A 25979-nucleotide genomic window follows, 5' to 3' on the forward strand; every position below is an offset into this window, starting at 1 on the left:
CAGCACGCCATAGATGCTATGCTCGGTTCAGATCTTCAAATTCCTATCAACCATGAAGAAATTGAAGCGGTTAGAAAAGATAGTAAGGGGATCATCCCGGAGGATCGGCTAATAGTCATTGCAAGAAGCAGAAAAATATCAGAACTTGCAAAGGAGCTTTTGTCAGCTCAGACATCATTAAGTAAATCGAACTTTATTGTTATAGCTACTAAGCATTTATCTATTTCCATAGAGGAGAGCTTAGAAAGCGACGATATCTTATTGAATATTCTAGCTTTAGTGGACAGACGAGTTGGAAAAAAGCGTATTTTAAACATGAGCGAGAAGATGAAGTTAAAGCATCCAATTGTGCAATATTTTTATGAACTAAGGCGTCAAGAGCAGATAAACTGTCTGGAAGTGTCTTAGGGCTCCTCATATAAGTTTGTTCACATTGTCCACCCACGCATGTGGAGAGTGTCGCTCTACTGGTAAGGAAGGATACAGTGCTATGAGATCCTTATATTTATTGGACTTTACGGACAAGTATGAGAAAAAATGTTGTTAAAGAGATGGCATCATTGCCGTCTCTTTTTTGTTTCACTTTTTTAGTATTGCACTGACTCTGGTTCCCGCTACCGCATCCTAGGATCACAAGCATGAACGACTGCACGAAAATTAACGTTGATGCTTATGTTTAAGCCCTCTCTACTCTGCTAGGTGACGGGAATCATAGACGTACTTACGTGAGGTTGCTACGATGTTCCATGGAAATTAAGTGAAAGTGATCACAAGAAATTACAGAAGGAGTTATTTATCGTGAAAAGAATCGTAACCCTAAGCACCCGCAAACTGATGGATACCGCAAAATACGGCGGATGCGGCGCATGCCAGACATCTTGCCAGTCCGCTTGTAAAACTTCCTGCGGCGTTGCAAACCAGAAGTGTGAAAATGCAATGAACAGATAGGATTCGGAATTTTACCGCCCATTGCTCTGCTGATGGGCGGCTATTTTTAAGAAATGGACGCTTCCTCTAAAGGATGGCAAAGCCGTTTCTACTAGTGTGCAAAAGGAGCTTGATTAGCAAGTATGATTCATCAATATAAACTAAATGGATACAATATCGTGCTCGACACTTACAGTGGCTCAGTACATGTTGTTGATGACCTAGCATATGAAATTATAGCGCTTTATGAGAAAACTTCTGTCGACCAAATCGTGACAATGATGTTAGAGAAATATAAGCATGATTCCAGCATTTCTGAGAGTGACATTCGAGAAACCATCGTGGATATCGAGGAGCTTATAAATGATGGACAGCTCTTTACAAAAGATGAGTATGAGAACCTCTCGCTTGATTTAAAAAAACGAAAAACTTATGTTAAGGCGCTCTGTCTTAATGTTGCGCATACCTGTAATCTATCATGCGACTATTGCTTCGCCAGCCAAGGGAAGTACAACGGAGATCGAGCGATCATGAGCTATGAGGTTGGACAAAAAGCTATCGATTACCTGCTTGAAAATTCGGGTCATCATCGCAACCTGGACATCGACTTTTTCGGTGGTGAGCCGCTTTTGGCCTGGAAAGTAGTTAAACAGATCGTAGCTTATGCAAGAAGCAAAGAACAAGAATACAAAAAGAAGTTCCGCTTCACCTTCACGACGAACGGGATGCTGCTGAACGATGAGGTCACCGAGTTTTTAAATCAGGAAATGTACAATGTCGTATTAAGCCTGGATGGAAGAAAAGAGGTTCATGACCGGCTTCGCCAAACGGTTAACGGAAAAGGCAGCTATGATCATATTCTTCCGAAGTTCCAGGAATTCGTTCGTAAGCGCGGAGACCAAGAGTACTATGTACGAGGAACTTACACTCGTAACAATGTCGATTTCACCAACGATATATTTCATATCGCAGACCTTGGTTTTGACAAAATTTCGATGGAACCGGTCATCTGTGATCCAAAGGAGCCCTATGCACTTACCGAGGAGGACCTGCCGGAGATATACAACCAGTACGAAATTCTCGCGAAGGAAATGATCGGTCGCGGTGAACAAGGCAAGGGTTTTACCTTTTATCACTACATGCTAGACCTCTCGGAAGGACCTTGCATCCAGAAGAGAATCACTGGCTGTGGGTCAGGAACCGAATATCTTGCCGTCACCCCTTGGGGAGAGCTTTTTCCTTGTCACCAGTTCGTCGGGGATGAAGAATACAGCATGGGAAACCTCTGGGATGGCATCACACAACCGGAGCTGCAATGTCAATTTAAAGAGAGCAACTGCTACTCGAAGCCGGAATGCAAGGACTGCTGGGCGAAACTCTACTGCAGCGGCGGTTGTCCTGCCAATGCGCTGCACGCGACAGGTTCCTTGGTCGGAACCTATGACTTCAGCTGTGACGTCTTCCGCAAAAGAGTCGAATGTTCCATGATGGTGAAGGTTGATGAATCTATTAGAGCGATGGAAGAGCAATCTAGCTAGTTAACGTAACGGGTGGATAACGGTAACCGAGAAATAGACACTTCAAAATGAAGTGTTCTTTCTCGGTTTTTTTTGTACGGAGAAGAAGGATTGTAAGACAAGAGAGACGATCAGTTTCTGCAAAGGGCAGATCACTGATAGTCTTTTAATCTGAATCTATGGAATGAATTCCGTGCGATAGGTTGGTATATCGTTGTTTTAGCAGTTGAGAGGTTTGCTAGCCGTGTTTTAGTATATTTATAATGAGCTGTTTGAAAAGGAATGGTCGCGTTGTGATTCGCTCATAAATGAAATCGACAGCTTCGGGAGGAATGATTTGGGGAAAGCGGGAAGTTATACAATTTTCAGAAGTATTTGAGAACGAGATAAAAATGAACAGGTGTTTGGAGGATGAATCATGAGGGTCAAAATATTTCTTATCGTGACTATATTTTCTGCCTGTTTGGTTGGATGTAGTAATGTATCGGTATTAAAAAACCAAGATGAGGAATTGCAAAGAATATCCCTACGATTGAACCATCAATAGATGCCGGAAAAGAAGATAATCTTATTCCAAGTAATACATCTAAACCTTTTGTAGGAAGTAAGGATTTGGATAGTGAAACTGAGAAGTTCTTCTATGGAATTTGGAAAGTTGAAAACCTTTTAGGATTTGCGAATTCTTATAATGATGCTTCAGAATATCTAACAGGGCAAAACGTTATTGGTGATGAAATTATAATCAATAAAGATACCTTTTTATCAAAAGGGTTTGAACACTATCCTGTTTATCAATATGAGCTAGAAGCTCCACTCCATGACATTACAGAAGTACATTATAATAATGACTCTTTTTATAGAGTTTATAAAATGGATATACCGAGTTTAAGCATGAATGATGAAGTGAAAGTATTAAGTATCTCCGACTCTTACACAGGACTTGCTATACCCGTAAATTTTTTGGATGTGAATAATGACAGACTTATCTTGATATTAGAGGCAACACAATTTGAACTTAAAAGAGTCACGGAGTAGAGGTTATGTAATGTTAGTCATTGATGTAAAATATTTTTAAGCAGCAGTTTTGTGTTCCGCCTACCAGCTTATAATTAAACCTGTTGCTGACCTTTGGTCGGCGTTCTTTTTAAACTCTACTTTTTGAATATATTGGGTGAGTATACTTCTTTCGGGGTTAAGATATACCACGCTATAACATGTTGTACGTGAAGAAGAAGCAGGGACGTAGACAGGCTGGTTTTACCACTTAGAGATAAAAATTTGTCCTGGTATTTCATAGAGAGGTTTTTGAAATGATAAAATAATTTTTGGAGTGATTTACCACGGCCCTTTTTTATACTGGTGCCCATGGAGGATGTGACGGGTGTTGTTTTCGCCATGTCGTAAGTGAAGCGGGCAGATCGGATGTGTCTTTTACAGAGATTGCGAATACAGAGAGCTATTGTCACCCGGAGGGGAGCTATGCTGTGCGCGGGCGTTTAACGTACATCAGAGGATGACAGCCCATTGTAGATATATGGGGAGATAAGCCGGAATACTCCTGTCAGATGAGCATAGGTATGGTCGAGAAAGGATTAGAAGCTATCGATATTAATATGGGTTATCCTGTAGCGAATATAGCAGAGAACGGGAAGGCTAGCGGTCTGATCTGCCTCCTGAACTAGCAGCGGAGATCATCCAGGACGGCAAAGCCGGAGGACTGCCCGTCAGTTTCAAAACCACGGCTCGGTTTCAGCAGCTGGTTAATCCATATTTTGAAGTAAGATTTTTTGAATCTGTCCATTCATCTGCGTACAAGAGGATGGATGGAACTCTACTTGTAGACAAATCTGAATTTAGTGGAATGGCAATCATAAAGTCAGTTGAAGGCGTAGATTCGATGATAGATGGTGAACTGCTAACGGTGTTTTCAAGAAGATAAGTGAAAAGTTTACTCAAACGGAGTTTGGGAGGCTTTAAGCTTACTGAGTGCTACGGGGCGGCTAGCGCTATTATTAAGAAAAGCAACGTGGGGATTAGGTAGACATGTTCGAATAGATCAGAAGAGACCAAGGGAGCAGTGCCGGAGGATCGCCCCTAATTAATGGACAAAAGCGAAAAAAGTAAAGAGCATGCTAAAGAGCTACTGTCCACACAGTTCGCATCGAACTTTATCGTCGTGGCTAATAAGTTCTTAACTATTTTTATCAAGAAAAGCTTAGAGAGCAATGATATCTTAATGAATATTCTGGCATGGGTGGATAAAAAAATGAGAAAAAGCAGATTCTAAGGATGTCGGAGAAGATGGAGTTGAAGCATCAAGTTGTGTGGTATGTTTATGAACTTCGGCGAGGGGTGTTGTTAAAGAAACTACTTCATTGAATACCCAAGAACATTCATTCGTTTATGTTAATGGAAGGTGAAGGCTATGTATACTTACACCATTTCTTTAACTAGGGCATAGGTTCATTTAACTGACCTTTTTCATTTACTAAATACGAATGAATTGTTTTATTTTCTTCGTAAAACAATCAATATATTACAAATACATCTTCTCTAGTACTAATAAAACTATTACTTATGAGTTAATCTGTGATAATATTAGATAAATGATATTTTTAAGCGAAAGCATCGCTAATTCTTGGACAAGGAGTGCCCTCGAATTAGTAATGCTTTTTTGCTTTTCATAGTGGTAAGCTTAATGAATTGTCTTAAAGACTGGGGTCGAGGATGTTGTAATTGAGGAGGTTAGATAATTATGTTGATTGTATAAAAATGTAATGTTTAAGATGACATAACACTTTTCTAAATATGAATAGTTAATGGGTCTTGAGGAAATAACAAAGCAACCAGTTAGGTTCAAACTCTAAATGGCTGCAGTATGTGGGCTGAATCAGTTAATTCTAAGAAATAGAAAGATATCATGTTGTATGTATTCCAAGATCTCAAATAGACTAATGCAAATGTTCATCTCATGACACAGTTAGAATTATAATTTCGTTCACATCTTTTAATCTATAGTATCGAAGATTAAACGAAAAATAATCGGTTTATTTTTATTAATCGGTCCAACCTTCGAATAAAATTGCTTCGAGATTTTCACTTGGATTGTTTGGATTTGGGATATATATTTCAGTTTTTTTTAGTCTTCCACTAGTGAAATGTATTGAAAAGTCGGGTTGTTCTTCCAGCGCAATGTAGTCCTTAATTAGCATGACTACATATATTTTTGATACATCTTTAGGAATACCATCTTGTGTAAGATATTTACTAAATACTTTATGAGGATGTTCCAATTCATACATTCCTCGAACTCTTAGATTTGAAAGTTTTAATGGATCAATCCCCTTGACACGTGCTAATTCTTTAGAAACCATTAATGTAGCATTTGTACTTGTTACTGCCTCCCTAATCTCATTAATCATGTTTAAATAAGTAGAACGGTCGGCTACCATTGTATTTCCATAAGCAAACCAAAGCGAGAGAAGTTTGTTATTTTGAACGTTTAAATTTCCAGCTACGTATATGACCTCTTTTCTATCCCATCCTTCCTCTCTAATCAATCTAGGTAAGTTCTGGCTATCTGGATAGATGTAATCTTTTGGGTATGAACTGTTTAACGGTAAAGAAGAATAACTTTGATCGTTTATTTTTTTCGGCTCAACACCAACACCACCTTTAATAATAAAATCAGGGAAGTTAGAGGAATTGCCTGTCCAACTTAGATATTCATTGTACTTTCTCATTTTTTCATGTTCGTGTTGATATTGACTAGCGCCTGTGCAGAACATATCTTTTACGAAAAATTCAAGGCTATCTCCAGCAGCATTTGCAGATCCATTTGACCGAAAGATTGGTGTGAGAACACTTGAATTCCTGTCGAGAATGTTTTTTAAAGCTACTAAAACATTTGTTGTAGGTGATTGTGTCATTCTAATTCTCCTTCTGTTTCACTAATATTTTCATAATCTTAGTTATAGTTGATGCTTATATATTCTCATAGATACAAGGACTGGCCAAACCAAAAATATTATGATAAAATGCTATGTATTCAAAAGGAGTGATTACTAGTGGAAGTTGCTGAAAGAGAAAAGAGAACTTTTGTGTCTTCGCTTACTTTCAAGCCGCAAGAAGTACAAGATATTCTATTCAAAAAAATTCGTGAAGAAAACGAATTTGTTAAGACAAATATTACTGAAAAAGACAGATTAGAAGAGAAAGAAATGATGAGGAAACTTCATTATGCCGAAGAAAAAATAAATATAGTCTCCTTGTTTTCTGGTGCAGGTGGTCTAGACTTGGGGGTAGAACTCTCAAGTATGGTCGTTCAATTTGGAGAAGAGGAAGCATACAAGGCATTTGAAAACAAAGAAGACTATTTGAAATTGCGAAGTAAAGTAAAATGCAATTTTGTTTATTCAAATGATATGTTTGCTTCGGCGAATTTAACCTATATTTCCAATTTTTCTACTACTGTTACTAAAGTTCAAAAGGATATTCGTAAAGTAGCAGAGTTTCCAAAATGTAACCTTATGCTCGGAGGATTCCCGTGTCCTGGGTTTAGCAGTTCTGGTCCTCGATTACTTGATGATTCAAGGAATTTTCTATACGTTCATTACATCCGTGCTTTAGTACAAAGTAAACCTCAGTTTTTTGTCGCTGAAAATGTAAAAGGTCTTATGACAATGGCAAAGGGGCAAGTTCTCAGTCAAATGATAGAGGACTTTAAAGCGGCAGGCTATCACGTTACCGCTCATTTAGTGAATTCTCGTGATTATGGTGTTCCACAACTCCGTGAAAGAGTATTTATTGTAGGAATTCGAAATGATATTCGTGAAAAGTATGGTTTTGAATATGAGGTTCCCGATGCGACACATGGAAAAGGAAAGTTACCATATGTCACTTTGAAAGAATCGATTAGCGATTTACCTCTAGTAGCTACAGACGTTTATGAGGGTTCGTTTTCAAGTATGTATATGAGTCGTAATCGTAAAAAGAAATGGAACGAGCAAAGTTTTACCATTCAAGCGAGCGGTAGACAAGCTCCAATGCACCCTCACGGTGAGCCTATGAAGAAAATTGGAATAGATTCTTGGGAACTTCAAGGTGATTTTAATCGTCGTTTGTCAGTGCGTGAAGTTGCCCGAATTCAATCCTTTCCTAACTGGTTTGAATTTTCAAGTGGCAATAAAGAAAACGTTACGAAAAATCATAAACTTAATGAACAATACAAACAAATAGGCAATGCAGTGCCGGTCTTACTAACTGAAAAAATGGTTCGTCCAATTATTAAGTTCTTGTATAAAAAAATTATTTAAGAAGAGATGCTCCAAAAAGCCAACTGAAGGATATCATTAACAGTCCAGTTAATGCTCTTTCGCAGGATTATATATATGAGTTCAGAAGATAACACCATAGGCTTTCATAGTAATATTCAAAGACAGCTAGGGAATGAAGAGCTAGAAAGTTAGAGAAGCTAGTTCTTGAGGAGCTAAAGTCATATAACGCAGTAGCTAATGACGAGAAAGTGGAAATATTGCCACGATTTACGGTTGAGGAATGGAAAGCAATTACGTCTCCTATCATGCTAGGTGGTCAAAGAATACAAACGGTGCTCTATACGAGTAAATATATTCTGGATCGTGCCTTGGAAATCGCGGAGCTTCGCTTAGAAACGGAGGGAGATCTTCGTGAATGGCGTGAGAAACGCCGAAGGGGCAGAGTGAAGGTGAAGTTGGATCATGAGCAGTATGTGGACTTGGGGAAGGTTGTTGAAGTTCGGAATATTTAAGGTTAGTGAAAATGAAGTAAGGGTTGTCTAATGAATTCCATAATTATGAATTTATTGTTGACAACCCCAGCGGATTAAAATATAGTAATCCCATCAGATTAATACAAATTATTGATGTTTAAATTTTAGTGATTGGGAGTACGAAACGGAATATGCTGACTGGTTCAACCAGAGGCTCAGGGGACAAACGCTAGTCGTTGTCATCTGAGCCTTTTTGGCGAACGGTCACTTTGCCGTAATAATAACTAACAGAGGTGAAGTCAATGGCTGCTGCTGAAAAAATCAGATTTGAGAGTGTCACCAAAACGTTCAGTGTCCGAGATTCTAAGCAAAAGGAGGGAACGCAGCAATTCACGGCGGTAAAAGAGTTGGACTTTTCCGTAAGAAAAGGTGAATTCATGACGATAGTGGGGCCAAGCGGGTGCGGTAAGTCAACTTTGCTTGATTTGATTAGTGGTTTATCATTCCCCACACAGGGTCGCATTTTAATAGATGGTCACCCAATAACAGGTCCAGGGCTTGATCGAGGTATTGTGTTTCAGCAGTATGCTTTATTTCCTTGGAAGACGGCGCGTGGCAATATTGAATTTGGGTTAGAGGCAAAGGGGATTCCGAAGCATGAACGTAGCGAGCAGGTTGGGCATTTTCTTTCGTTAGTTGGGCTTAGTGATTTTGGAGACCGTTATCCACATGAGCTTTCCGGGGGGATGAAGCAGCGTGTAGCCATTGCCAGAAGTCTTGCCTTTAACCCAGATGTCTTGTTAATGGATGAGCCTTTTGCCGCACTGGACGCCCAAACACGTGAATCTCTGCAAAGTGAGCTTTTACGGATTTGGCAGAAGACCCAAAAAACCATCATTTTTATTACGCATGGCATTGATGAAGCCGTTTATCTTGGGGAGCGGGTAGTCGTCCTGACACCAGGACCCGGGACGGTGAGGAAAATTGTAGATATTCCGCTAACATCACGATTGGAAGATGCGGATATTCGCTCACATCCTGATTTTGTGAAGGCTCGACATGAGGTATGGGGTTATTTGCATGAGCCTGAATACAAAGGTGCATATATTTAATCTATAAAGGGGGGGATTCCCATCGAATCCGTTAAGTCTGTTCATTCAACGTTACAGCTAAAGAAACGAAATCCTATTTCTTTTTCCGGCGTGCTTAAAGTGTTTAAACAGTCTATTGTTTTAGTCTTATTGTTCTTACTATGGGAAATCGCACCACGGGCGGGCTTAGTTGACGCAGCATTTTTCCCGCCTATTTCTGAGGTAATCACCGCCTTATGGAATTTGATAGCTTCAGGTGAGCTATTCACTCATTTCTTAGCGAGTATCATTCGCTCGTTCAGTGGATTTGCATTAGCGTTAGTGATTGCGATCCCATTAGGTTTATTAATTGGCTGGTATCCCTTAGCTAGGGAGTTATTAAATCCAGTGTTGGAATTGTTCCGAAATACAGCTGCGCTCGCTTTACTTCCGGTATTTATGCTGCTGTTAGGGATTGGTGAAACCTCTAAGATTACAATCGTCTTATTTGCTTGCACATGGCCTATTCTTCTAAATACGATTGCTGCTGTAGGTAACGTCGATCCCTTACTTATTAAAGCGGCTAAATCCATGAATATTAAGTCGTTCAAGTTATTTCTAAAGGTGATTTTGCCGGCATCCGTGCCAACTATTTTTACAGGGATTCGAATGGCAGGAACAGGGGCGATATTAGTATTGATTGCTGCAGAAATGGTAGGGGCAAAAGAAGGCTTAGGCTATTTAATCACTTATTCTCAATATAACTTTCAGATCCCTCAAATGTACGCCGGTATATTAACCATTGCTTTGTTGGGTTTGCTAATCAACCAAGGCTTGACCATGCTCGAGCGTAAATTTTCTAAATGGAAGCAACCGGTGAATGAATAGAAGGATGATTTTGAATGATATTTTTTCGGAATAATACCAACTAAACAAATTGAATTAATTACACTTAAAACAATCTAAAAAGGAAGAGTGGCGGAGGGAAGTTTGGAACTGTAGCTCAGGAAAATACAATTCATTTGGAAAAGGAGAAGTGAGATGAACAAAACAGTAGCACTGCTTATACTTGTAGGCTTGGTTAGTGGTATTTTATCTGGCTGCTCAGAGGGGAAGTCCTCCGCCAAAAGTGGAGAAGATCAGATCCTGCAATATCAGTCTGCACCTGGAAGTGTCTCTTTCCCAGAGTTGGCCGCCGATTTAGGTTACCTAGGAGATTTGAAGTTAGAGTCTATAGGTGACAGCGTGGGTGGTCCGGAAAGTATTCAATTAACCGCGACGAAACAAATTGACTTTGGTGCAGCATTCAATGGAGCCATTATTAAATCCTACGCCAAGAATGTGAAAATAAAGTCGGTCATTGGCTCCTACGGCAGTGATCAAAATACGTATGTAGGTGCATATGCCCTCGAGGGGGGAGCTATAAAGTCGGCTAAAGATTTTATTGGTAAAAAAGTAGGGGTGAATATTCTCGGTGCCCATTCGGAATTCGTCATTAAAGATTATTTACGCCAAGGTAACTTGACCGAAAAGGAAATTGAACAAGTAACCTTAGTGACAGTTCCAAGTTCTAGTGCAGAACAGATTCTGCGAAATCATCAGATCGATGTGGTTATGTTAAGCGGGATTGCCCGGGATCGGGCTTTAACAACAGGTGGGGTCGCAGAAATTTTTAAGGATATTGATGTGTTTGGCACAGAGTTTACTGCGGGTGATTATTTCTTTACAGATCAGTATATCAAGGATAATCCGAATACCGTCAGGCAATTTGTAGATGGAGTTGCAAAAGCCATTGAATGGGCCCGAACGACACCTAGGGAGGAAGTAATTAAACGATTCGAGGAAATTATTAATAAGCGTGAACGCAAGGAAACCACAGATAATCTTAAGTTTTGGAAGAGTACGGGCATCTCTGAAAAAGGCGGTGTGATCACACCCTCGGAATACGATGTCTGGATTGATTGGCTTGTGGCAAATGGGGAGCTAAAGGAAGGCCAAGTGAAACCGGAAGAGTTATATACGAACGAATTTAATCCATTTGCTAAATAATTTTTTATATAAGTTGACTCTACAACAATCTAAAAAGGGAGAGTGGCAGAGGGGAAGTTTGGAACTGTAGGAGCGTGAGCATCCGCCTTTGTGTACGGATTTCCTTAATAGAAAATCAAACAATAGGAGTGGTTAACATGACAAAAAAACAAATGAAATTAGGGGCATTCATTAATCTACCCGGTCATCATGTAGCAAGCTGGCGTCATCCTTCTTCAGGGGCAAGTCGGGCATTTGATTTGGAGTATTTAACGGAGATTGCACAAACGGCTGAGCGTGGCAAGTTCGATATGATATTTTTTGCAGATGTATTAGGTCAAAAGCTGTCCGGAAATGCACAATCATCATTAAAGCTAGATCCCGTTATTATTATCTCAGCACTTGCAGCAGTGACTAAGAATATCGGGCTAACGGCCACGTTGACTACTACCTATAACGATCCATACCATGTAGCGCGTAAATTCGCAGCGATTGATCATTTGTCCAAGGGGCGTGCCGCCTGGAATGTAGTAACATCAGCCAATGAGGGTGAAGCTCTCCTGTTTGGTAAAGATAAACATTTGCAGCATGCGTCCCGCTATGAACGTGCTGAGGAATTTGTGGAGGTTGTCAAACAGCTCTGGTTGTCTATTGAGTCTGAGGCGCTTGTTATCGACAAGGAGCAAGGTCGGTATTTAGATGTAGAAAAGGTACATCCTGTTGATCATCAGGGAGCTTGGTTTAAGGTACAGGGTTCACTGGATTCATCAACCACACCACAAGGGCATCCCGTGATTGTTCAGGCCGGATCGTCTGAATCTGGAAAAGAGTTAGCCGCGAAGACCGCAGAGGTTATTTTTACAGCATGGCAGACGCTTGAAGAAGCGCAAACCTTTTATCGTGATGTGAAAGGGCGGTTGGCTAAATATGGACGTAAACCGGAGGACTTGAAGATTATGCCGGGTGTGTTTATTACTGTAGCGAAAACAGAGGAAGAAGCTTTGCTGAAGCAGCAGCAATTAAACAGCTATATTTTACCTGAAGTAGGACTATCGTATTTGTCGTCTTTCACTAACATTGATCTGTCAGGGTATGATGTCGAAGAACCACTTCCGGAATTCAGTTCAATTGAAGATGACACCAATCCGCGGATCCGCTACAACATTATTCGTGATATCGCCAAACGTGAGAATCTGCAATCTATTCGTGCAATCTATGAGCGTATCGCTGGAGCACGCGGACACCGGGAAATCGTTGGAACCCCTGAACAAATCGTAGATCAATTAGAAGAATGGTTCTTAAACGATGGTGCAGATGGATTTAATGTGATGCCTCCCCATTTCCCGGAGGGCTTTAACGATATTGTTGAATTAGTGATTCCTGAATTACAGCGTAGAGGCTTATTCCGTACTGAATATGAGAGTTATACGCTTCGAGGAAATTTAGGGCTATCTGTACCTGTTGTAACAACACTTGAAAAAGCACTAACCGGTGCGAGTACAGGAGGGAATGTGTAATGAGCAAAGCAGTCATTATTAATGGAGGAAATACTAGAAAATCTCGATTAACAGCTATTCATCAGCAGGTTGAAAGATTTCTAACGCAAGAGGGGATTTGGCATCATTCGATCTATGTACATGAGTTACCAGCGGACGATTTGCTTACGGCCAATTTCGCCAGTGAGGCGATTCTGCGGGCCAATGCGCTAGTGGAAGAAGCGGATATTGTCGCCGTATTAACGCCTATCTATAAAGCCTCCTATACGGGAATCTTGAAGACCTATTTAGATCTCCTTCCGCAAAAAGCGCTGGTTGGTAAGCGAATTGTACCTATTGCTATTGGGGGTTCGTTAGGCCATCTTCTAGCGATTGAATATGCATTAAAACCCGTCTTATCTGTACTGGGTGCTACTGAGATTTTAAATACGGTTTATTTCTTGGATCGGCAAATTGAACGTTTAGAAGCTGATGGGTATCGTATTGATGAGGAAGCGGAGCAGCGGCTAACCGTGGAATTACTAAAGCTTGCACCTGCAAAAATAACTAATTAGACTAGGGAGAACAGGAAGTTAGGGGTTAACATTAACGCAGCCTTTCGGGGTTGCGTTTTTTGTGTTGTGATTGTTAATCTCATGAACCAACGTTGAAAAAGGTCCCCAGTCTCCATTTGGTGAACTATAAGTTGTATGATGGTTTTTTGCCATTCCACGATTACATCAAAAGATTTGTTAATGGTTTGGGCGTTTCTCCGTATTAACATATGTAAGTTTCTTCACAACAAATTGCGCAATTTGTTTAGCTTTTCGATGAAGGTGAGTGGAAGGAGGGTGGAGATGGAGGTTATCCAAGGTAAAGTGGAGCGTTACATGAATACCGAAAGATCACGTGAAGCTATCATGTCCAAAGAGGAATTTATCCGGATGTATGATACGTACTACCAACGTGTTTACAAATATATCTGTTATCGGATTAATAACCACCACGCGGCAGAGGACATATGCAGTCAGGTGTTTGAGACTGTGATGTGTAAGTATTATAGTTTTTCACAAGAAAAATCCAATTTTGAGGTGTGGCTGTTTGCCATTGTAAGAAATGCTGTGACGGACTACTTTCGGGCGCAGAAGAAAAGAAGCTATACCTCACTGGATTCGTTGCTGGAGCTTATATTTCCCAAGCCGTCTCCTGAGGAGCTGGCGATCCGTGAGGATAATAATCAAGCACTGTTCAAGGCGCTCTCCAAGCTGCGTGAGAAGGAACGAAATATCATTGCAATGAAATATGGGGCTGGGCTGAAAAATTCCGAAATTGCACAGATCATGGGAGTTAGTGAGTCCAATATCGGTGTCGTAGTATATAGAAGCTTGAAAAAACTGCATATTTCCTTAAAGGCAGGAGGGTTCAAAAATGAATAAGAAAGATGATCTCACCAAATTCAACAAGACCATAGAACTGCTTGAGAATGCCGAACAGGGCAGCACTACCGCCAAAGAAAGAATCTATAACCGCTTGATATACAAATTGGACCATGGGGCACTTAACCCCCAATCAGAGATAAAGGACGGGATAACGATGAAAAAAAGCAGCTGGAGAAATGCAATAGTGATTGGCAGTGCAGTAATTTGTCTGGGTGGAGCATTCTCTGCAACCTCCTATGCACAGGATATGTTCCAGTCGATCATGGCAAAGTTTGAAGTGGGAAATCTCGAAATCACACAATACGATAAGGAAATCCCATCGGCTGCACAGTCAATGACTCCATCTGAAGATGCCCAAGGTGGGGAGAATGCGGTCATTGAATTGCCGGTTGCAGCTAAGTTGAGCCTAGATGAAGCACGTGCAGCACTTGGCATGAACTTCCCGGCACCCGATTGGATGGGAGACTATGAGTTTGTGAATTGTGTTCTTCAGGGGACCAGCATGGTTGAAGTGCAGTATAATTCCGGTGAGAATGCTGTGAATTTTCTAATCTCCAAGGGCGGGGACAATGGGATCAGCACTACGGAAGAAGTGAAGACAGAAGTAATTAACGGGACTAAGGTTTATTATGCAAATGGAATTGTGATTTGGGAAGAGGATGGCTATACAGTAGAGTTGTATTCCCAAGTAGACTTTGACCAAGCTACACTAGGGAAAATCATTGATAGCTTTAACATTGGTGCGCCTGTTCAGCCTTTAGAGCAAGGTCAAGTGAAGGAGAACTCGCAAAAGAATGGCGCAGCAGTTGCAGCTCCGGCTCCGGCTCCGGCTGTAGATTCAAAATAAAAGACTTACTCTGGGCAGCAGCAGCCTATAGTTACAGACAGAAGACGCGAGGGGATTAGTCCCCTGAGCGTCTTCTTTTTTGAGCACACTTTTATAGAACGTTCCCCAACCATTGCCACCCCCCAAAAACAAAAGTATAATTGATAATGATTATCAATTGATGAATGAATAAAGAGTTAAGTGCATTTATATAAGCAGTAAAGAGGTGACAGAATGCAAAAACAATCGCAAAAGACGGATTTAAGCGAGGTTAGAAAATATATAGAAGAGAATTTCACGAAGCACCTGTCTTTAGCACATTTAGCTAATCTTTCTGGTCTTAGTTCCAGTTATTTTTCCTCGGCGTTTAAACAGGAATATATCCAAAGTCCAATGGAATACGTTACCCAGCTGCGGATTCAAAAGGCTAAACAATTATTGCAAAAGGAAGACGTTCGCTTGAAGTTTATAGCAGAAGCGGTTGGATATAGTGATGAGTTTTATTTTAGCCGAGTGTTCAAAAAGGTCGAAGGGATATCCCCAACGATGTATTCCAGCCAGCAAAAATCTCATATCGGTGTTGTAACTGGGAACATGATGGGGTATCTACACGCGGCAGGGATCATCCCGTTTGCTGCACCTTTAAGTGCAAAGTGGACACCGTACTACTATAATTTGTGGGCGCAAGAAATCGAGCATAAGGTAACCTTGACGCAAAACAAAAATTATTGCAGCCCCAATGAGCTATTGCATTTGCCAATTGATCTTCTAATTTCTCCCAAAGATTTGTCGTCAGAGCTGGTAAAACGGATAGAGGATCATTTTCCAATCTATTGGCTGGATGATAAGCAAGATTGTTTAGTAGCCTTAACTGAACTTGCTGCCCGACTAAATAAACAAGAAGAAGCGAAACAGTGGATCACACAGTATAGGGCAAGATTGGAAGACGTTCGGCGCAGGTTAGACTGGACCTCTACACCATCTAAAGTTCTAGTTATACGTATCTATCAGCAGCAAATCTTTGCTTATTGTAATACAGGCATTCAGCATCTTTTATTTCAGGATTTGGGAGCGGAATCTAGTTATGAGCAGCCCGGTCTATATAATGCAGAGATTACTTTTGAAGAGTTAAGTAGATTGAAGGTAGATAAGCTGTTTACGATTATTTGCCCCGATGATGAGTCACGAGCAACATGGCATCATTTGCAGAGAGAGGTTGGGTTCAGACAGTTAGAGGCTATTAAGCAGCAACAAATCTATGTTATTCACTCCGATCCTTGGTTTGAATATTCGCCTGTAGCTTTAAAGCGGATGCTAGAGGAAGTTGCAGTAATGATGATACCTTGAAAATGTACATGTCTAATCATAAGATGTTACATGGTCAATGCGTCCTATCTCTTATACACTCAATACTGAGAATGATTATTATTGAGAATATAGGAAAGAGGGAAGGTCTATCATGAAGGGGTTTAATACAAAAACAATAAGTTATGTTGTAATGGTTGGTTTATTATCCATTCTACTGACAGCTTGCGGCGGCAATAATACAGCTGATCAGCAAGCAACAGATACTCCAGTAACAACCAGTGAAGCGAGTGCAACTGCAACGGAGGAACCCGCTGTACAAGAACCGGAAGTAGCGGCTAGAGAAGCGTTTGTAGTAACTGACCAAGTAGGCAATACAGTAAACATTCCGGGGACTGTACAAAAGGTGTATGCCCCTGGTCTAGAGGATTACTTAGTTACCCTTGGTGTAACCCCAGTAGCCCAATGGTCCACGGGTGAAAGACCGCAGCAGTATCTACAGGATACGTTAAGTGGCGTAAAAGAAATCAGCTTCGCTAATGGTGTTCCCTCTCCAGAATCTGTAGTAGATTTGGAGCCGGAATTAATTATATTCCCCACTGCTTTTTATGCACAAAATGGTGTTTATGAAAACTACTCGCAAATTGCTCCAACTTACGTGTTTAAGAATGCACTCGGCAATGTAGTGGAGGCCACAGAAACGATTGCGAAATTGCTAGGTTTAGAGGATAAAGCAACAGAAGTTATTGCTGCTTACAATACAAAGCTAGAAGCAACTAAAGCAAAGTTAGCCAGCGTTTCTGCCGGTAAAAAAGCAATTTATATTAATGCGAATGCCCGTGCGATCTTTTTAGTGGGTAACTTCCATTACGGGGGTTATGTGCTGAGTGAGCTAGGCTTTGCTCAAAGTGCTCTTGTAGAAGGAGAAATGTCCGCTGATATTTCGCTGGAAATGTTGTCTGATTTAGACGCGGATTATATCTTTATTAACGATAATGATGGTCTGGGAGATGCTTTCCTGGCAGACATTAAAGCTAGTCCTTTATGGAAGGCGCTGCCTGCAGTTCAAGCAGGTAAAGTGTTCGATGTGGATGGCGATCACTGGAGATCCAGTGGATTAATTGCTTATCAAAAAACGATGGACGATATTGTAGCGTTCCTGCTGCCATGATTATCAAACCGTACGTAAAACCAAACTATGAAACGATGCTGATCACGAGTAAAGCTAATCATAAGGACTATGAAATTTTTATTGCCAAACCTTTGGATGAGCCTGCAAAAGATGGCTACGGTGTCATTTATGTTCTTGACGGTAATGGACTTTTTGAAACCGCTGCTGAAATCACCCGATTGCTGACGCGTAAGCCTAAAGGCTATCCACCCGCGATTGTTGTTGGCATTGGTTATCCTGGGGGTGAGGCGTTTGATACCGTGCGTCGAACCTATGATTTAACCATGCCAGCCGAGCTCGCGAATTTACCGAAACGTCCCAACGGGGAGCCTTGGCCTGAATTTGGCGGGGCAGATGAGCTGCTAGCTTTTTTTGAAAAAGAGTTAATGCCAGCCATTGCCCAGCGGTTCGTTATCAATAAGCAGAAGCAAGCATTGTTTGGTCATTCCTTTGGCGGATTATTTGTTCTGCATGCGTTGTTTACACAACCCACCTTGTTCTCACATTATATTGCAAGTAGTGCTTCCATCTGGTGGAATGATTACGCACTTTTAAAGGAGTATGAGAATTTTAAAGCTGATTTACACAGCAATACGCTAAGTCAGTTACCTAAAACGCTTATGATTGCTGGTGGAGAAGAGCTGGATTATATGGTCAAGGCTAGCTTGGATTTATGTAACAGCATGATGGCCTTACACCTTCCAAGCTTTGAAGTAAGCTGGGCATTGCTTGAGCAAGAGGAGCATGTGAGCGTAATCTCGGGTGCGATTAGTCGGGCCGTCAAATTTTTGCTTACCACATCCTCTGACTTAAGTTAGATAGAAATCATATTCGTTTGCATCTGAGCTGGCCCTTGGCTGGCTCTTTTTGTAAAGTGAAGGGAAAGGGTTGGAAACATTGGCCGCAAATGTTCAGAAATCATCACTAGCAGGAGAAAAAAAGTTCTCCTTTTTATTATTGCTAATCCTCATGCTCCTCCTATTAATAGGCGTATTAGTGCTTGCTATGGCCCTTGGCGCGAAAAAAATACCCTTCGCAGATGTATTCATGTCGATCATCGCTTTTGATGATAAGGCGTCTACTCATCAGGTGATCCAGTCGATTCGTTTGCCCCGGGTACTTGCCGCTATGGCAACAGGCGCTGGATTTGCAGTAAGTGGAGCGATTATTCAAGGGATTAGTCGCAATCCTTTGGCCGATTCGGGGATTCTTGGATTAAATGCTGGGGCCGGGGTCACGTTAGTTATTGCTATGGTTTTCCTGCCGACGATTTCATTCACAGGTACACTTTGGCTCTGTATTCTAGGTGCGGGATTGGGCGCAGGTTTAGTCTTTAGTGTGGGCTTATTAAGTAAACGAGGCATGACGCCTATTCGGCTTGTATTGGCGGGTGCTGCCATCTCTGCTATGCTAACTGCCCTAAGTGAAGGAATAAGTATCTTTTTTTCAGTGGCTCAGCAGGTGGCTTTTTGGTATGGAGGAGGTTTAAGTGGCATTAGTATGGCTCATCTACAGCAAATGTTGCCTTGGATGCTTCTTGCGCTATTACTTGCCATCGTAATTTCAAAGTCGATTACTATACTTTCTGTAGGGGATGAGACAGCGGAAGGGTTAGGCGTTAATATAAAACTTATCAAAAATCTTTCGCTTTTAGCCGCATTCATGTTAGCTGGGATTTCATGTGCTTTAGCCGGATCTGTAAGCTTTGTGGGCTTAATTGCTCCGCATTTGGTACGTTACATAGTGGGTGTGGATTATCGTTATATTATTCCATTATCCGCAATTCTGGGAGCCACCCTTGTTGTGCTTGCTGATTTAGTGGCACGAATCGTAAATGCCCCTTATGAAATACCTGTAGGTGCTGTAATTGCGGTTATTGGTGTTCCGTTCTTTCTATATTTGGCTCGTAAAGAAAGGCGGGAGCTATAGTGAAGCTAAGATGGAAGTTTATAATTATAGCAATCATTTTACTGCTAGGCTTTATATATAGTGTATCTACTGGTCAAAGCAGCTTAAGCTTACAAGAGTTATGGCAAACCGTATTGGGAAATGGAACACCGAGGCAGGAGCTTGTACTTTTTCAGTTCCGTATTCCACGTATGATCTTGGGTTTTCTAGTAGGTGGCGCGTTGGCAATAGCAGGAATGCTGCTGCAAGCCATAAGCCGAAATGCTTTAGCAGACCCGGGCATATTGGGGATAAATGCTGGTGCTGGATTATCCATGATGTTATTTTTGCTGTTACAAAATAGCTCAACCGGCTTACATACTTATGTTCAGCCACTGTATGCTTTATTGGGCGGATTTATCGTTGTTGCTCTATTATTTATGCTTTCTTATGATCGCAATCAAGGCATTATTCCCATTCGATTAATTTATACTGGTATTGCTGTTGCGGCTGCGATTAGTGCATTTATGATTGTGTTAACCTTCGTACTAGATCCTTCGCAATATCAGATGATTAAGGTGTGGCTGGCAGGGAACATAGGGAATAGTAATTGGAGTCACGTGTATGCTATGCTGCCTTGGTTACTTCTTATTGTGCCTTTATTAATTCGGAATCATCTTATATTGGATGTACTAAGGCTTAACGATCCTGTAGTCATTAGTTTAGGGGTATCTCTAAATAAGTATCGTGTTTGGTTTTTAGTGTGTAGTGTATTATTGGCGGCACCAGCGGTTGCTGTCAGTGGGAGCATTGGATTTGTAGGACTAGTAGTTCCACATTTAGTTAGACGACTCTTTCGTGGCCATAAAATAATGATTCCCGCATGTTTATTAATCGGTGGCGGATTAGTTGTTATTGCAGATGCGCTTGGTAAAATGGTAGTAGCCAATACTGAAATACCAGCAGGAGTAATCGTGGCTTTAATCGGAGCTCCATACTTTTTATATTTATTGATTAAAAGTGAATAACTGAAAAAAGCTATTGTGTGATTGGTGCTGGAAATAAAAAAAGAATGCCTTGATTATGCTATAATCCAAGGCATTCTTTTTATATCGTTTTCGTTTTCAGCTTTTCTAAAAGAACTTTCCACCAGTGTATAGATTGCTCAAGTTGAGAAGCGTAGTAGCTTTCCATGAAATCTACACTTTCACGAGTGGAGCTATCTACATCTATTTGCTGGTAGATTTGATTTAATTGATCTTTTTTTATAAGTGACTGTTCAATTTTCTTCTCGATAATCGGGATCACTTTATCAGTCTCTACAAAACGAAGATTCACAAGAGCGACAATCATATCTGAAATAGATTCTGCATCTTCTATTACCTTATAAATTTTGAGCGGGAGCTGCTTGCGCCCTTTATCGGTAATGGAAAACACCTGTTTGTCTGGACGATGTTCTTCTTTGATAATCTCTACCTGTTCAACTAAGCCCTGCTTCGAAAGAGATTCAAAGTGATAATACAGTTTGCTTTCAGATAGATTGAGCAATTTATCAAAAGGAATAGGGGTGGATAGTTCTTTTTTTAATTTATAAGGATAATTATTTTCATCCATTAACTTACTTAAGATATAAATTTGAATTGACATCACAGAACCCACTCCTAATTGTTGGCTAAACTCTATCTTACCAAACCTAGGCGGTTATTTCAGCTGTATTTTTAACTTCAACGGGCAGTATAGTTTCTTTAGTCACAGGTACAGGTTTATGAACAAACCGGACGATTACAATGTTAATCATCATAGCCCCGGCAAATACGCCTGCTAATCCCCATAAGAAGGGGGCTGGACTAATGGAACCAAACATTTGTGCCAAATAAGCTTGCACAGAATAATACATCGGGGTGATGCGGCCGAACCAATCGTATGGTGTATACATCATATCACGAGGCATGGTAGCACCATTGGCGATGGTTTGCATGAGCAGGATTGGAATATTTAAGACCATACCGCCTTCGCCAACTAGGAAGACCATAATCGCACACACGTTGAATGCAGCCATATACATTAGAATTTGTTGAGCAGCAACTGGTAACAGTAAGGATAGGTCTACATCTGCAACAGAGAAGGCAATGGTTAAAGCAACGACTGTTGATAATACAGCGATTAATAAAGCTGTGAATTGAACGAACATAAACAGTTTTGTCTTGCTTGCTTTCCCGCGGTTCGCTTTAAAAGAAGCAACTAATTGCATGGAGGCAATCATTGCCCCAACATAACCAGCCATAGTTAAGAACATAGGTAACATGTTGTTGTGCATGCCGTCCGGAACATCATTGATGACAACATAATTCCCGACATAACTATTTTCAATTTGTGTAGCCATTGCGGTGGCTTGTTCTTCTGGTACGTTAAAGTTCATTAACACACCTTTTGCGGTTTGCTCTGAGAAGTTCGCGCTTAATTGTTTGTTAATTTCTCCTACAACGGAAGACATGGCTGAAGATACCATGGTGGCAGAAGCTTCGTTGACTGTGAAATCAATACTTGCGGATACCTTACCGCTTTGAACGTTGGCTGAAAATTCTTCTGGAATATGGACAACTAGAGCTAACTTATTATGTTCTAATTCATCCATCGCTTTTTTATTCGATACATCGGTTTTTATCGTTTTGAATGGTAAACTCTCCGAGAACTGACTCGAAATCTGAGCCCCATATTGACCTGCATCATCATTGACAATAGCAATTTTTAAATCATCCATGTTCCCTGGAAGTGCTGTATACCCTGGTAAGAAAATACCAAGCATCGCAATGGCATAGAACACACCCATAAAAATAGAACCAATGGCCCCTTTGGACTTCAAAAACTGTGAAAACTTCAACTGTATTCCTTCTTTCTTCTGAATAACACTTTTATTTTAGTACTCCAATTAAAGTACTTTTAACTGAGTGAAATTTATAGTACGATAATTCATTATAAATGTCAAATTTAAGATACAATGGGTAAGTAGTGAATGATTAAAAAAATGAATAACTGAAGGGACTTCGAATATGAACAAGGTTATTGTAATTGGTGCAGGCATATTAGGGGCTTCAGCAGCTTATCAGCTAAGTAAGTTAGGTGCTGAGGTCATCATTATAGATCGTAAGGATGTTGGACAAGCAACGGATGCAGCAGCAGGGATTATTTGTCCATGGTTGTCTCAACGCAGAAACAAAGCATGGTATCGTCTTGCTAAAGCGGGAGCAAGCTTTTATCCGGCACTTATTCAAGAGTTGGAAGAGGCTGGAGAAACCGAGACTGGATACGCAAAAGTTGGAGCGATATGTATCCATGAGGATTTGAAAAAGTTACTCGCGATGAAAGAAAGAGCGGAGCTGCGCAGAGAGGACGCCCCTGAAATAGGGGAACTTACGATGCTGACGGATCTTGAAGCGCAAGAGAAGTTTCCCTTATTGTCGGAAGGTTATCATGCGCTTCATGTATCCGGTGCAGCAAGAGTGAACGGACGTGAATTACGTGATGCTTTGCTAAGGGCTGCTCAGCGTAATGGTGCGCAAATGATTGAGGGAGATGCTATTTTAGAACATGATGAACATGAAATTAAAGGGGTTAGTGTAGGAGAACAGACATTCACAGCGGATGAAGTGATTGTGTGCGCAGGGGCTTGGTCTAACGCTTTGCTTCATCCGCTTGGGATCATGCTTCAGGTGCGTTATCAAAAAGCTCAAATTATGCATTTGAAGCTTGCTCAACAAGCGAGTACAGAGCAATGGCCTGTGGTAATGCCGCCTACAGATCAATATATACTCGCATTTGCGGATCAAAATATCGTGGTAGGTGCTACTCACGAAAATGATGTCGTAGGTTATGATACTGCTGTAACCGCAGGAGGAATGCAAGAAATTCTAAATAAAGGTCTTCAAACGGCTTCCGGTCTTGCGGATTGTAGCCTAAATGAGATAAGAGTAGGGTTCCGTCCATTTACAGCAGATTTTCTTCCCGTGTTGGGCAGGGTTCAAGGATGGAATAAACTAATTGTTGCTAATGGACTAGGATCATCCGGATTAACGATGGGACCCTTTCTTGGTGAGCAGCTGGCCAAGCTGGCCATGAATCAAAAGGTAGATATTCAGCTTGAAGACTATGCATTAGAGCATGCGATAAATGAGTAGTAAAAAAGGAGGTCAGCGATTCGATCCGCTAAAGTGCCACCATACGTATTCCTTAAAACGACAGAGATGTCGTTTTTTTTAACTAAACATTTATTCCTGCTTATTGTAAGACGCTCTTAATAAAGCTACTTCTCTGTAAACTCGTTGTCCTTCTGCTTGGCATTAGTCTACTTTAGATGCCTCTTCGAGAGAATGAATGAGAAATCTATGATCTATCGGTGAAGACATAACAATCAGGATCGTATAGGTTCCATACTTATCACATTGATTGCCAAACTCTTCAAGAGCATGTGTAGATTCGGTCACTACTTTTAATAAATAGCTGTGTTCTCCACTTATACGGTGGCACTCGGCAACTTGAGGAGAGGCATGGACAAAGTCAAGAAATGCCAGGCAGTCTCTAGTCCGAAACAACATATAGGCTGCCGTATTTTTCCCGATTTTTTCAGGGGAGATGATGGTGCGATATTCCTCAATGATTCCTTTCTCTTCCATTCTTCTAACTCGTTCCGTAACCGCAGGTTGAGACAGACCTACGGATTTCCCCAGTTCTGTCATTGAAATCCTCGCTTGATTTTGAAGATAGAAGAGAATTTGTTTGTCTACATGATCCACTTTGGATGGCCTCCTTTATATTTAAGGTAATTCATTAAAACTCCTTTAATTACTTTGTTAAATCATCATAATTGATTGATTATAATATGTAAAATGAATAATTTACATTATATAATATGACTCTCACCAAAATGATGATCTACACTTGGAAAGTTAGAGAGGATGGCTACCATTGAGAAAATTTGATTTAAATAAAGTAGGTACAGAAGATTTACAGGCACGTATTGATGAGTCTGGAGGAAACTCCCAATGAGACTCTCCCACTCCCGCAAAAATATAATCACATTAGCTGCTATATGTTTGTCCGCATTGATGTTTGGCCTCGAAATTTCCAGTGTGCCTGTGATACTGCCTACCCTGGAAAAGGTACTGCACGGTAGCCTCAAGGATATGCAATGGATTATGAACGCCTACACCATTGCCTGTGCGACAGTTCTGATGGCTGTTGGAACGCTGGCTGACCGGTATGGAAGGAGGCGTATTTTTATTATCAGCCTTATCTTGTTCGGTATTACATCTTTGATTTGTGGCTTGGCGCAAAGCACATCGGTTCTGATCGCCAGCCGGTTCCTTCAAGGCGTGGGTGCTGGCGCGATGCAGATTTGCCAGATAGCCATTCTTTCACATCGGTTTCAGAAAGGAGAAGAACGCAGCAAAGCCTTTAGCACATGGGGGATCGTGTTTGGTATCGGTCTCGGTTTTGGACCTATCATTGGCGGTATGATCGTGGCTGTATTGAACTGGCATTGGGTTTTTCTGGTCCATGTCCCGCTGACCCTTTTTACTTTGATCCTTGTCTTCAGCGGCGTGGAGGAGTCCAGCGATCCACAGGCAAAAAAGCTGGACATTATCGGCATCGTCACGCTTTCGTTGACGGTTTTTGGCCTGGTCTATTTTATCACACAAGGGTCGGAACTTGGTTTTACCGGTACAGCATCCCTCAGCATCCTTGTTGCAGTGGCAATAAGTTTCATAGTATTTCTATTTGCGGAGAAGCACAGTACTCATCCAATGTTCGACTTTTCCGTATTCAAGATACGTAATTTTTCTGGTGCTCTCCTTGGCTCCGTCGGGATGAATTTCAGTTTTTGGCCATTCATGATCTATCTTCCAATTTATTTCCAGAGCGGGCTTGATTACGACATCGTAAGTGCCGGGTTGTCTGTTCTGGCTTATGCACTGCCCACCCTGGTAATTCCGCCTCTGGCAGAGCGATTTTCGCTCCGCTACCAACCGCGCATAGTTATCCCATTGGGTCTATTCGTTATCGGCTTGGGCTTCATTTTGATGAAGTATGGCAGCAGCGGTGATCACGCCAGCTGGTTGACTATGCTCCCCGGCTCTCTGTTGGCTGGTATTGGGCTGGGATTAACCAACACGCCTGTCACCAACACGACTACCGGCTCGGTACCTAGTACTCGTGCAGGTATGGCTTCCGGCATAGACATGAGTGCCAGATTAATCAGTCTAGCCATCAACATTGCCGTAATGGGCTTCATTTTACAGGAAGGCATCTTTTCTTATTTGAAGAAAGCTTTTCCTGAGACTGTCGATGTTTTACAATTGCGATCTTTGGCCGAAAAAACAGCTGCCGGAAACACTTCGTCTCTCAATCAGGGTTTTCCAGAACTATCCTCACTGGATGCATCTGGAGCTATCGTCCATGCCTCGCTTGTACACGGCTTTGGTTTGGTGATGCTCTATGGCGGTATTGGTGTCTGGGTGTTGGCCGCGATCAGTTTTATAATTTTTGGACCCAAGAGAGCATTGTTGCAAAAGTAGAGAGTGAAGACTA

The 25979-nt window shown here is 41.2% G+C and carries 24 protein-coding genes and 2 pseudogenes; 22 read left to right on the plus strand and 4 right to left on the minus strand.

Going from position 1 to position 25979, the window contains the following annotated elements; translation table 11 throughout:
• Positions 1–33 precede the first annotated feature (33 nt).
• The 6 genes and pseudogenes from MHB56_RS17915 to MHB56_RS17940 form a co-directional block, all read left to right on the plus strand.
• Positions 34–408, plus strand: a pseudogene (locus MHB56_RS17915) (SF0329 family protein); the annotation flags it as partial.
• A 390-nt stretch (positions 409–798) separates the two neighbouring features.
• On the plus strand, positions 799–948 hold the full coding sequence (scfA, locus tag MHB56_RS17920) for a six-cysteine ranthipeptide SCIFF (RefSeq protein WP_341143822.1): 150 nt from the start codon (positions 799–801) through the stop codon (positions 946–948).
• A gap of 122 nt (positions 949–1070) precedes the next feature.
• On the plus strand, positions 1071–2465 hold the full coding sequence (gene scfB, locus MHB56_RS17925) for a thioether cross-link-forming SCIFF peptide maturase (RefSeq protein WP_341143823.1): 1395 nt from the start codon (positions 1071–1073) through the stop codon (positions 2463–2465).
• A gap of 591 nt (positions 2466–3056) precedes the next feature.
• Positions 3057–3479, plus strand: a complete 423-nt coding sequence (locus MHB56_RS17930) for a hypothetical protein (protein WP_341143824.1) — start codon at positions 3057–3059, stop codon at positions 3477–3479.
• Between the two features lie 330 nt (positions 3480–3809).
• Positions 3810–4222, plus strand: a pseudogene (locus MHB56_RS17935) (tRNA-dihydrouridine synthase); the annotation flags it as partial.
• A gap of 323 nt (positions 4223–4545) precedes the next feature.
• Entirely contained in the window at positions 4546–4731 is a 186-nt protein-coding gene (locus MHB56_RS17940; RefSeq protein ID WP_341143825.1) for a hypothetical protein, read from the plus strand.
• A gap of 769 nt (positions 4732–5500) precedes the next feature.
• On the opposite strand, the gene MHB56_RS17945 is transcribed toward MHB56_RS17940, so the two are convergent.
• Positions 5501–6373, minus strand: coding sequence for an NgoPII family restriction endonuclease (locus tag MHB56_RS17945; RefSeq protein WP_341143826.1), 873 nt, complete (start codon positions 6371–6373; stop codon positions 5501–5503).
• Between the two features lie 138 nt (positions 6374–6511).
• Here MHB56_RS17945 and MHB56_RS17950 point away from each other — a divergent pair, with 138 nt between their 5' ends.
• The 14 genes from MHB56_RS17950 to MHB56_RS18015 all read left to right on the plus strand — a co-directional run bounded on the left by MHB56_RS17950 (position 6512) and on the right by MHB56_RS18015 (position 20422).
• On the plus strand, positions 6512–7759 hold the full coding sequence (locus MHB56_RS17950; RefSeq protein ID WP_341143827.1) for a DNA cytosine methyltransferase: 1248 nt from the start codon (positions 6512–6514) through the stop codon (positions 7757–7759).
• 218 nt (positions 7760–7977) lie between these two features.
• On the plus strand, positions 7978–8232 hold the full coding sequence (locus tag MHB56_RS17955; RefSeq protein WP_341143828.1) for a hypothetical protein: 255 nt from the start codon (positions 7978–7980) through the stop codon (positions 8230–8232).
• A gap of 263 nt (positions 8233–8495) precedes the next feature.
• Entirely contained in the window at positions 8496–9305 is an 810-nt protein-coding gene (locus MHB56_RS17960; protein WP_081392598.1) for an ABC transporter ATP-binding protein, read from the plus strand.
• A 75-nt stretch (positions 9306–9380) separates the two neighbouring features.
• A complete protein-coding gene (locus MHB56_RS17965; protein WP_254848782.1) occupies positions 9381–10151 on the plus strand; it encodes an ABC transporter permease in 771 nt (256 codons plus the stop codon).
• Between the two features lie 153 nt (positions 10152–10304).
• A complete protein-coding gene (locus MHB56_RS17970) occupies positions 10305–11312 on the plus strand; it encodes an ABC transporter substrate-binding protein (RefSeq protein WP_076128516.1) in 1008 nt (335 codons plus the stop codon).
• A 137-nt stretch (positions 11313–11449) separates the two neighbouring features.
• The gene (locus MHB56_RS17975) at positions 11450–12808 is read left to right on the plus strand and encodes an LLM class flavin-dependent oxidoreductase (protein ID WP_076302886.1); all 1359 of its coding nucleotides are present in this window, start codon (positions 11450–11452) and stop codon (positions 12806–12808) included.
• Complete coding sequence (gene ssuE / locus MHB56_RS17980) at positions 12808–13341, plus strand: NADPH-dependent FMN reductase (protein ID WP_076185145.1); 534 nt, start codon at positions 12808–12810, stop codon at positions 13339–13341. The genes MHB56_RS17975 and ssuE overlap by 1 nt, the downstream gene beginning before the upstream one ends.
• A gap of 282 nt (positions 13342–13623) precedes the next feature.
• Positions 13624–14202 carry a sigma-70 family RNA polymerase sigma factor gene (locus MHB56_RS17985; protein ID WP_081392599.1) on the plus strand — a complete coding sequence of 193 codons (579 nt, stop codon included), beginning with the start codon at positions 13624–13626 and terminating at the stop codon, positions 14200–14202.
• Positions 14195–15052 (plus strand): hypothetical protein, encoded by an 858-nt coding sequence (locus MHB56_RS17990; RefSeq protein WP_312148555.1) that lies wholly within the window; start codon positions 14195–14197, stop codon positions 15050–15052. Before MHB56_RS17985 ends, MHB56_RS17990 begins: the two co-directional genes overlap by 8 nt.
• Before the next feature lie 213 nt (positions 15053–15265).
• Positions 15266–16378 carry a helix-turn-helix domain-containing protein gene (locus MHB56_RS17995; protein ID WP_248549411.1) on the plus strand — a complete coding sequence of 371 codons (1113 nt, stop codon included), beginning with the start codon at positions 15266–15268 and terminating at the stop codon, positions 16376–16378.
• Between the two features lie 112 nt (positions 16379–16490).
• Positions 16491–17507, plus strand: a complete 1017-nt coding sequence (locus MHB56_RS18000) for an ABC transporter substrate-binding protein (protein WP_076302890.1) — start codon at positions 16491–16493, stop codon at positions 17505–17507.
• A complete protein-coding gene (locus MHB56_RS18005) occupies positions 17504–18325 on the plus strand; it encodes an alpha/beta hydrolase (protein ID WP_341143829.1) in 822 nt (273 codons plus the stop codon). The genes MHB56_RS18000 and MHB56_RS18005 overlap by 4 nt, the downstream gene beginning before the upstream one ends.
• A gap of 70 nt (positions 18326–18395) precedes the next feature.
• A complete protein-coding gene (locus tag MHB56_RS18010) occupies positions 18396–19436 on the plus strand; it encodes a FecCD family ABC transporter permease (protein WP_036684813.1) in 1041 nt (346 codons plus the stop codon).
• Positions 19436–20422 (plus strand): FecCD family ABC transporter permease, encoded by a 987-nt coding sequence (locus tag MHB56_RS18015; RefSeq protein WP_162164281.1) that lies wholly within the window; start codon positions 19436–19438, stop codon positions 20420–20422. Before MHB56_RS18010 ends, MHB56_RS18015 begins: the two co-directional genes overlap by 1 nt.
• A 79-nt stretch (positions 20423–20501) precedes the next feature.
• Here MHB56_RS18015 and MHB56_RS18020 read toward each other — a convergent pair whose 3' ends face one another.
• Together MHB56_RS18020 and MHB56_RS18025 are read right to left on the minus strand one after the other, a co-directional pair.
• On the minus strand, positions 20502–21041 hold the full coding sequence (locus MHB56_RS18020; protein ID WP_076302891.1) for a PadR family transcriptional regulator: 540 nt from the start codon (positions 21039–21041) through the stop codon (positions 20502–20504).
• Positions 21042–21087: 46 nt separating this feature from the next.
• Complete coding sequence (locus MHB56_RS18025) at positions 21088–22275, minus strand: YhgE/Pip domain-containing protein (protein ID WP_076185138.1); 1188 nt, start codon at positions 22273–22275, stop codon at positions 21088–21090.
• Between the two features lie 169 nt (positions 22276–22444).
• Here MHB56_RS18025 and MHB56_RS18030 point away from each other — a divergent pair, with 169 nt between their 5' ends.
• On the plus strand, positions 22445–23569 hold the full coding sequence (locus MHB56_RS18030) for an NAD(P)/FAD-dependent oxidoreductase (RefSeq protein ID WP_076302892.1): 1125 nt from the start codon (positions 22445–22447) through the stop codon (positions 23567–23569).
• 162 nt (positions 23570–23731) lie between these two features.
• On the opposite strand, the gene MHB56_RS18035 is transcribed toward MHB56_RS18030, so the two are convergent.
• On the minus strand, positions 23732–24184 hold the full coding sequence (locus tag MHB56_RS18035; RefSeq protein ID WP_076128537.1) for an Lrp/AsnC family transcriptional regulator: 453 nt from the start codon (positions 24182–24184) through the stop codon (positions 23732–23734).
• 249 nt (positions 24185–24433) lie between these two features.
• On the opposite strand from MHB56_RS18035, the gene MHB56_RS18040 reads away from it, so the two are divergent.
• Positions 24434–25966, plus strand: a complete 1533-nt coding sequence (locus MHB56_RS18040; RefSeq protein ID WP_076302893.1) for an MFS transporter — start codon at positions 24434–24436, stop codon at positions 25964–25966.
• Positions 25967–25979 lie beyond the last annotated feature (13 nt).

It is taken from the genome of Paenibacillus sp. FSL H8-0315, assembly GCF_038005365.1.
Classification (GTDB): domain Bacteria; phylum Bacillota; class Bacilli; order Paenibacillales; family Paenibacillaceae; genus Paenibacillus_AQ; species Paenibacillus_AQ odorifer.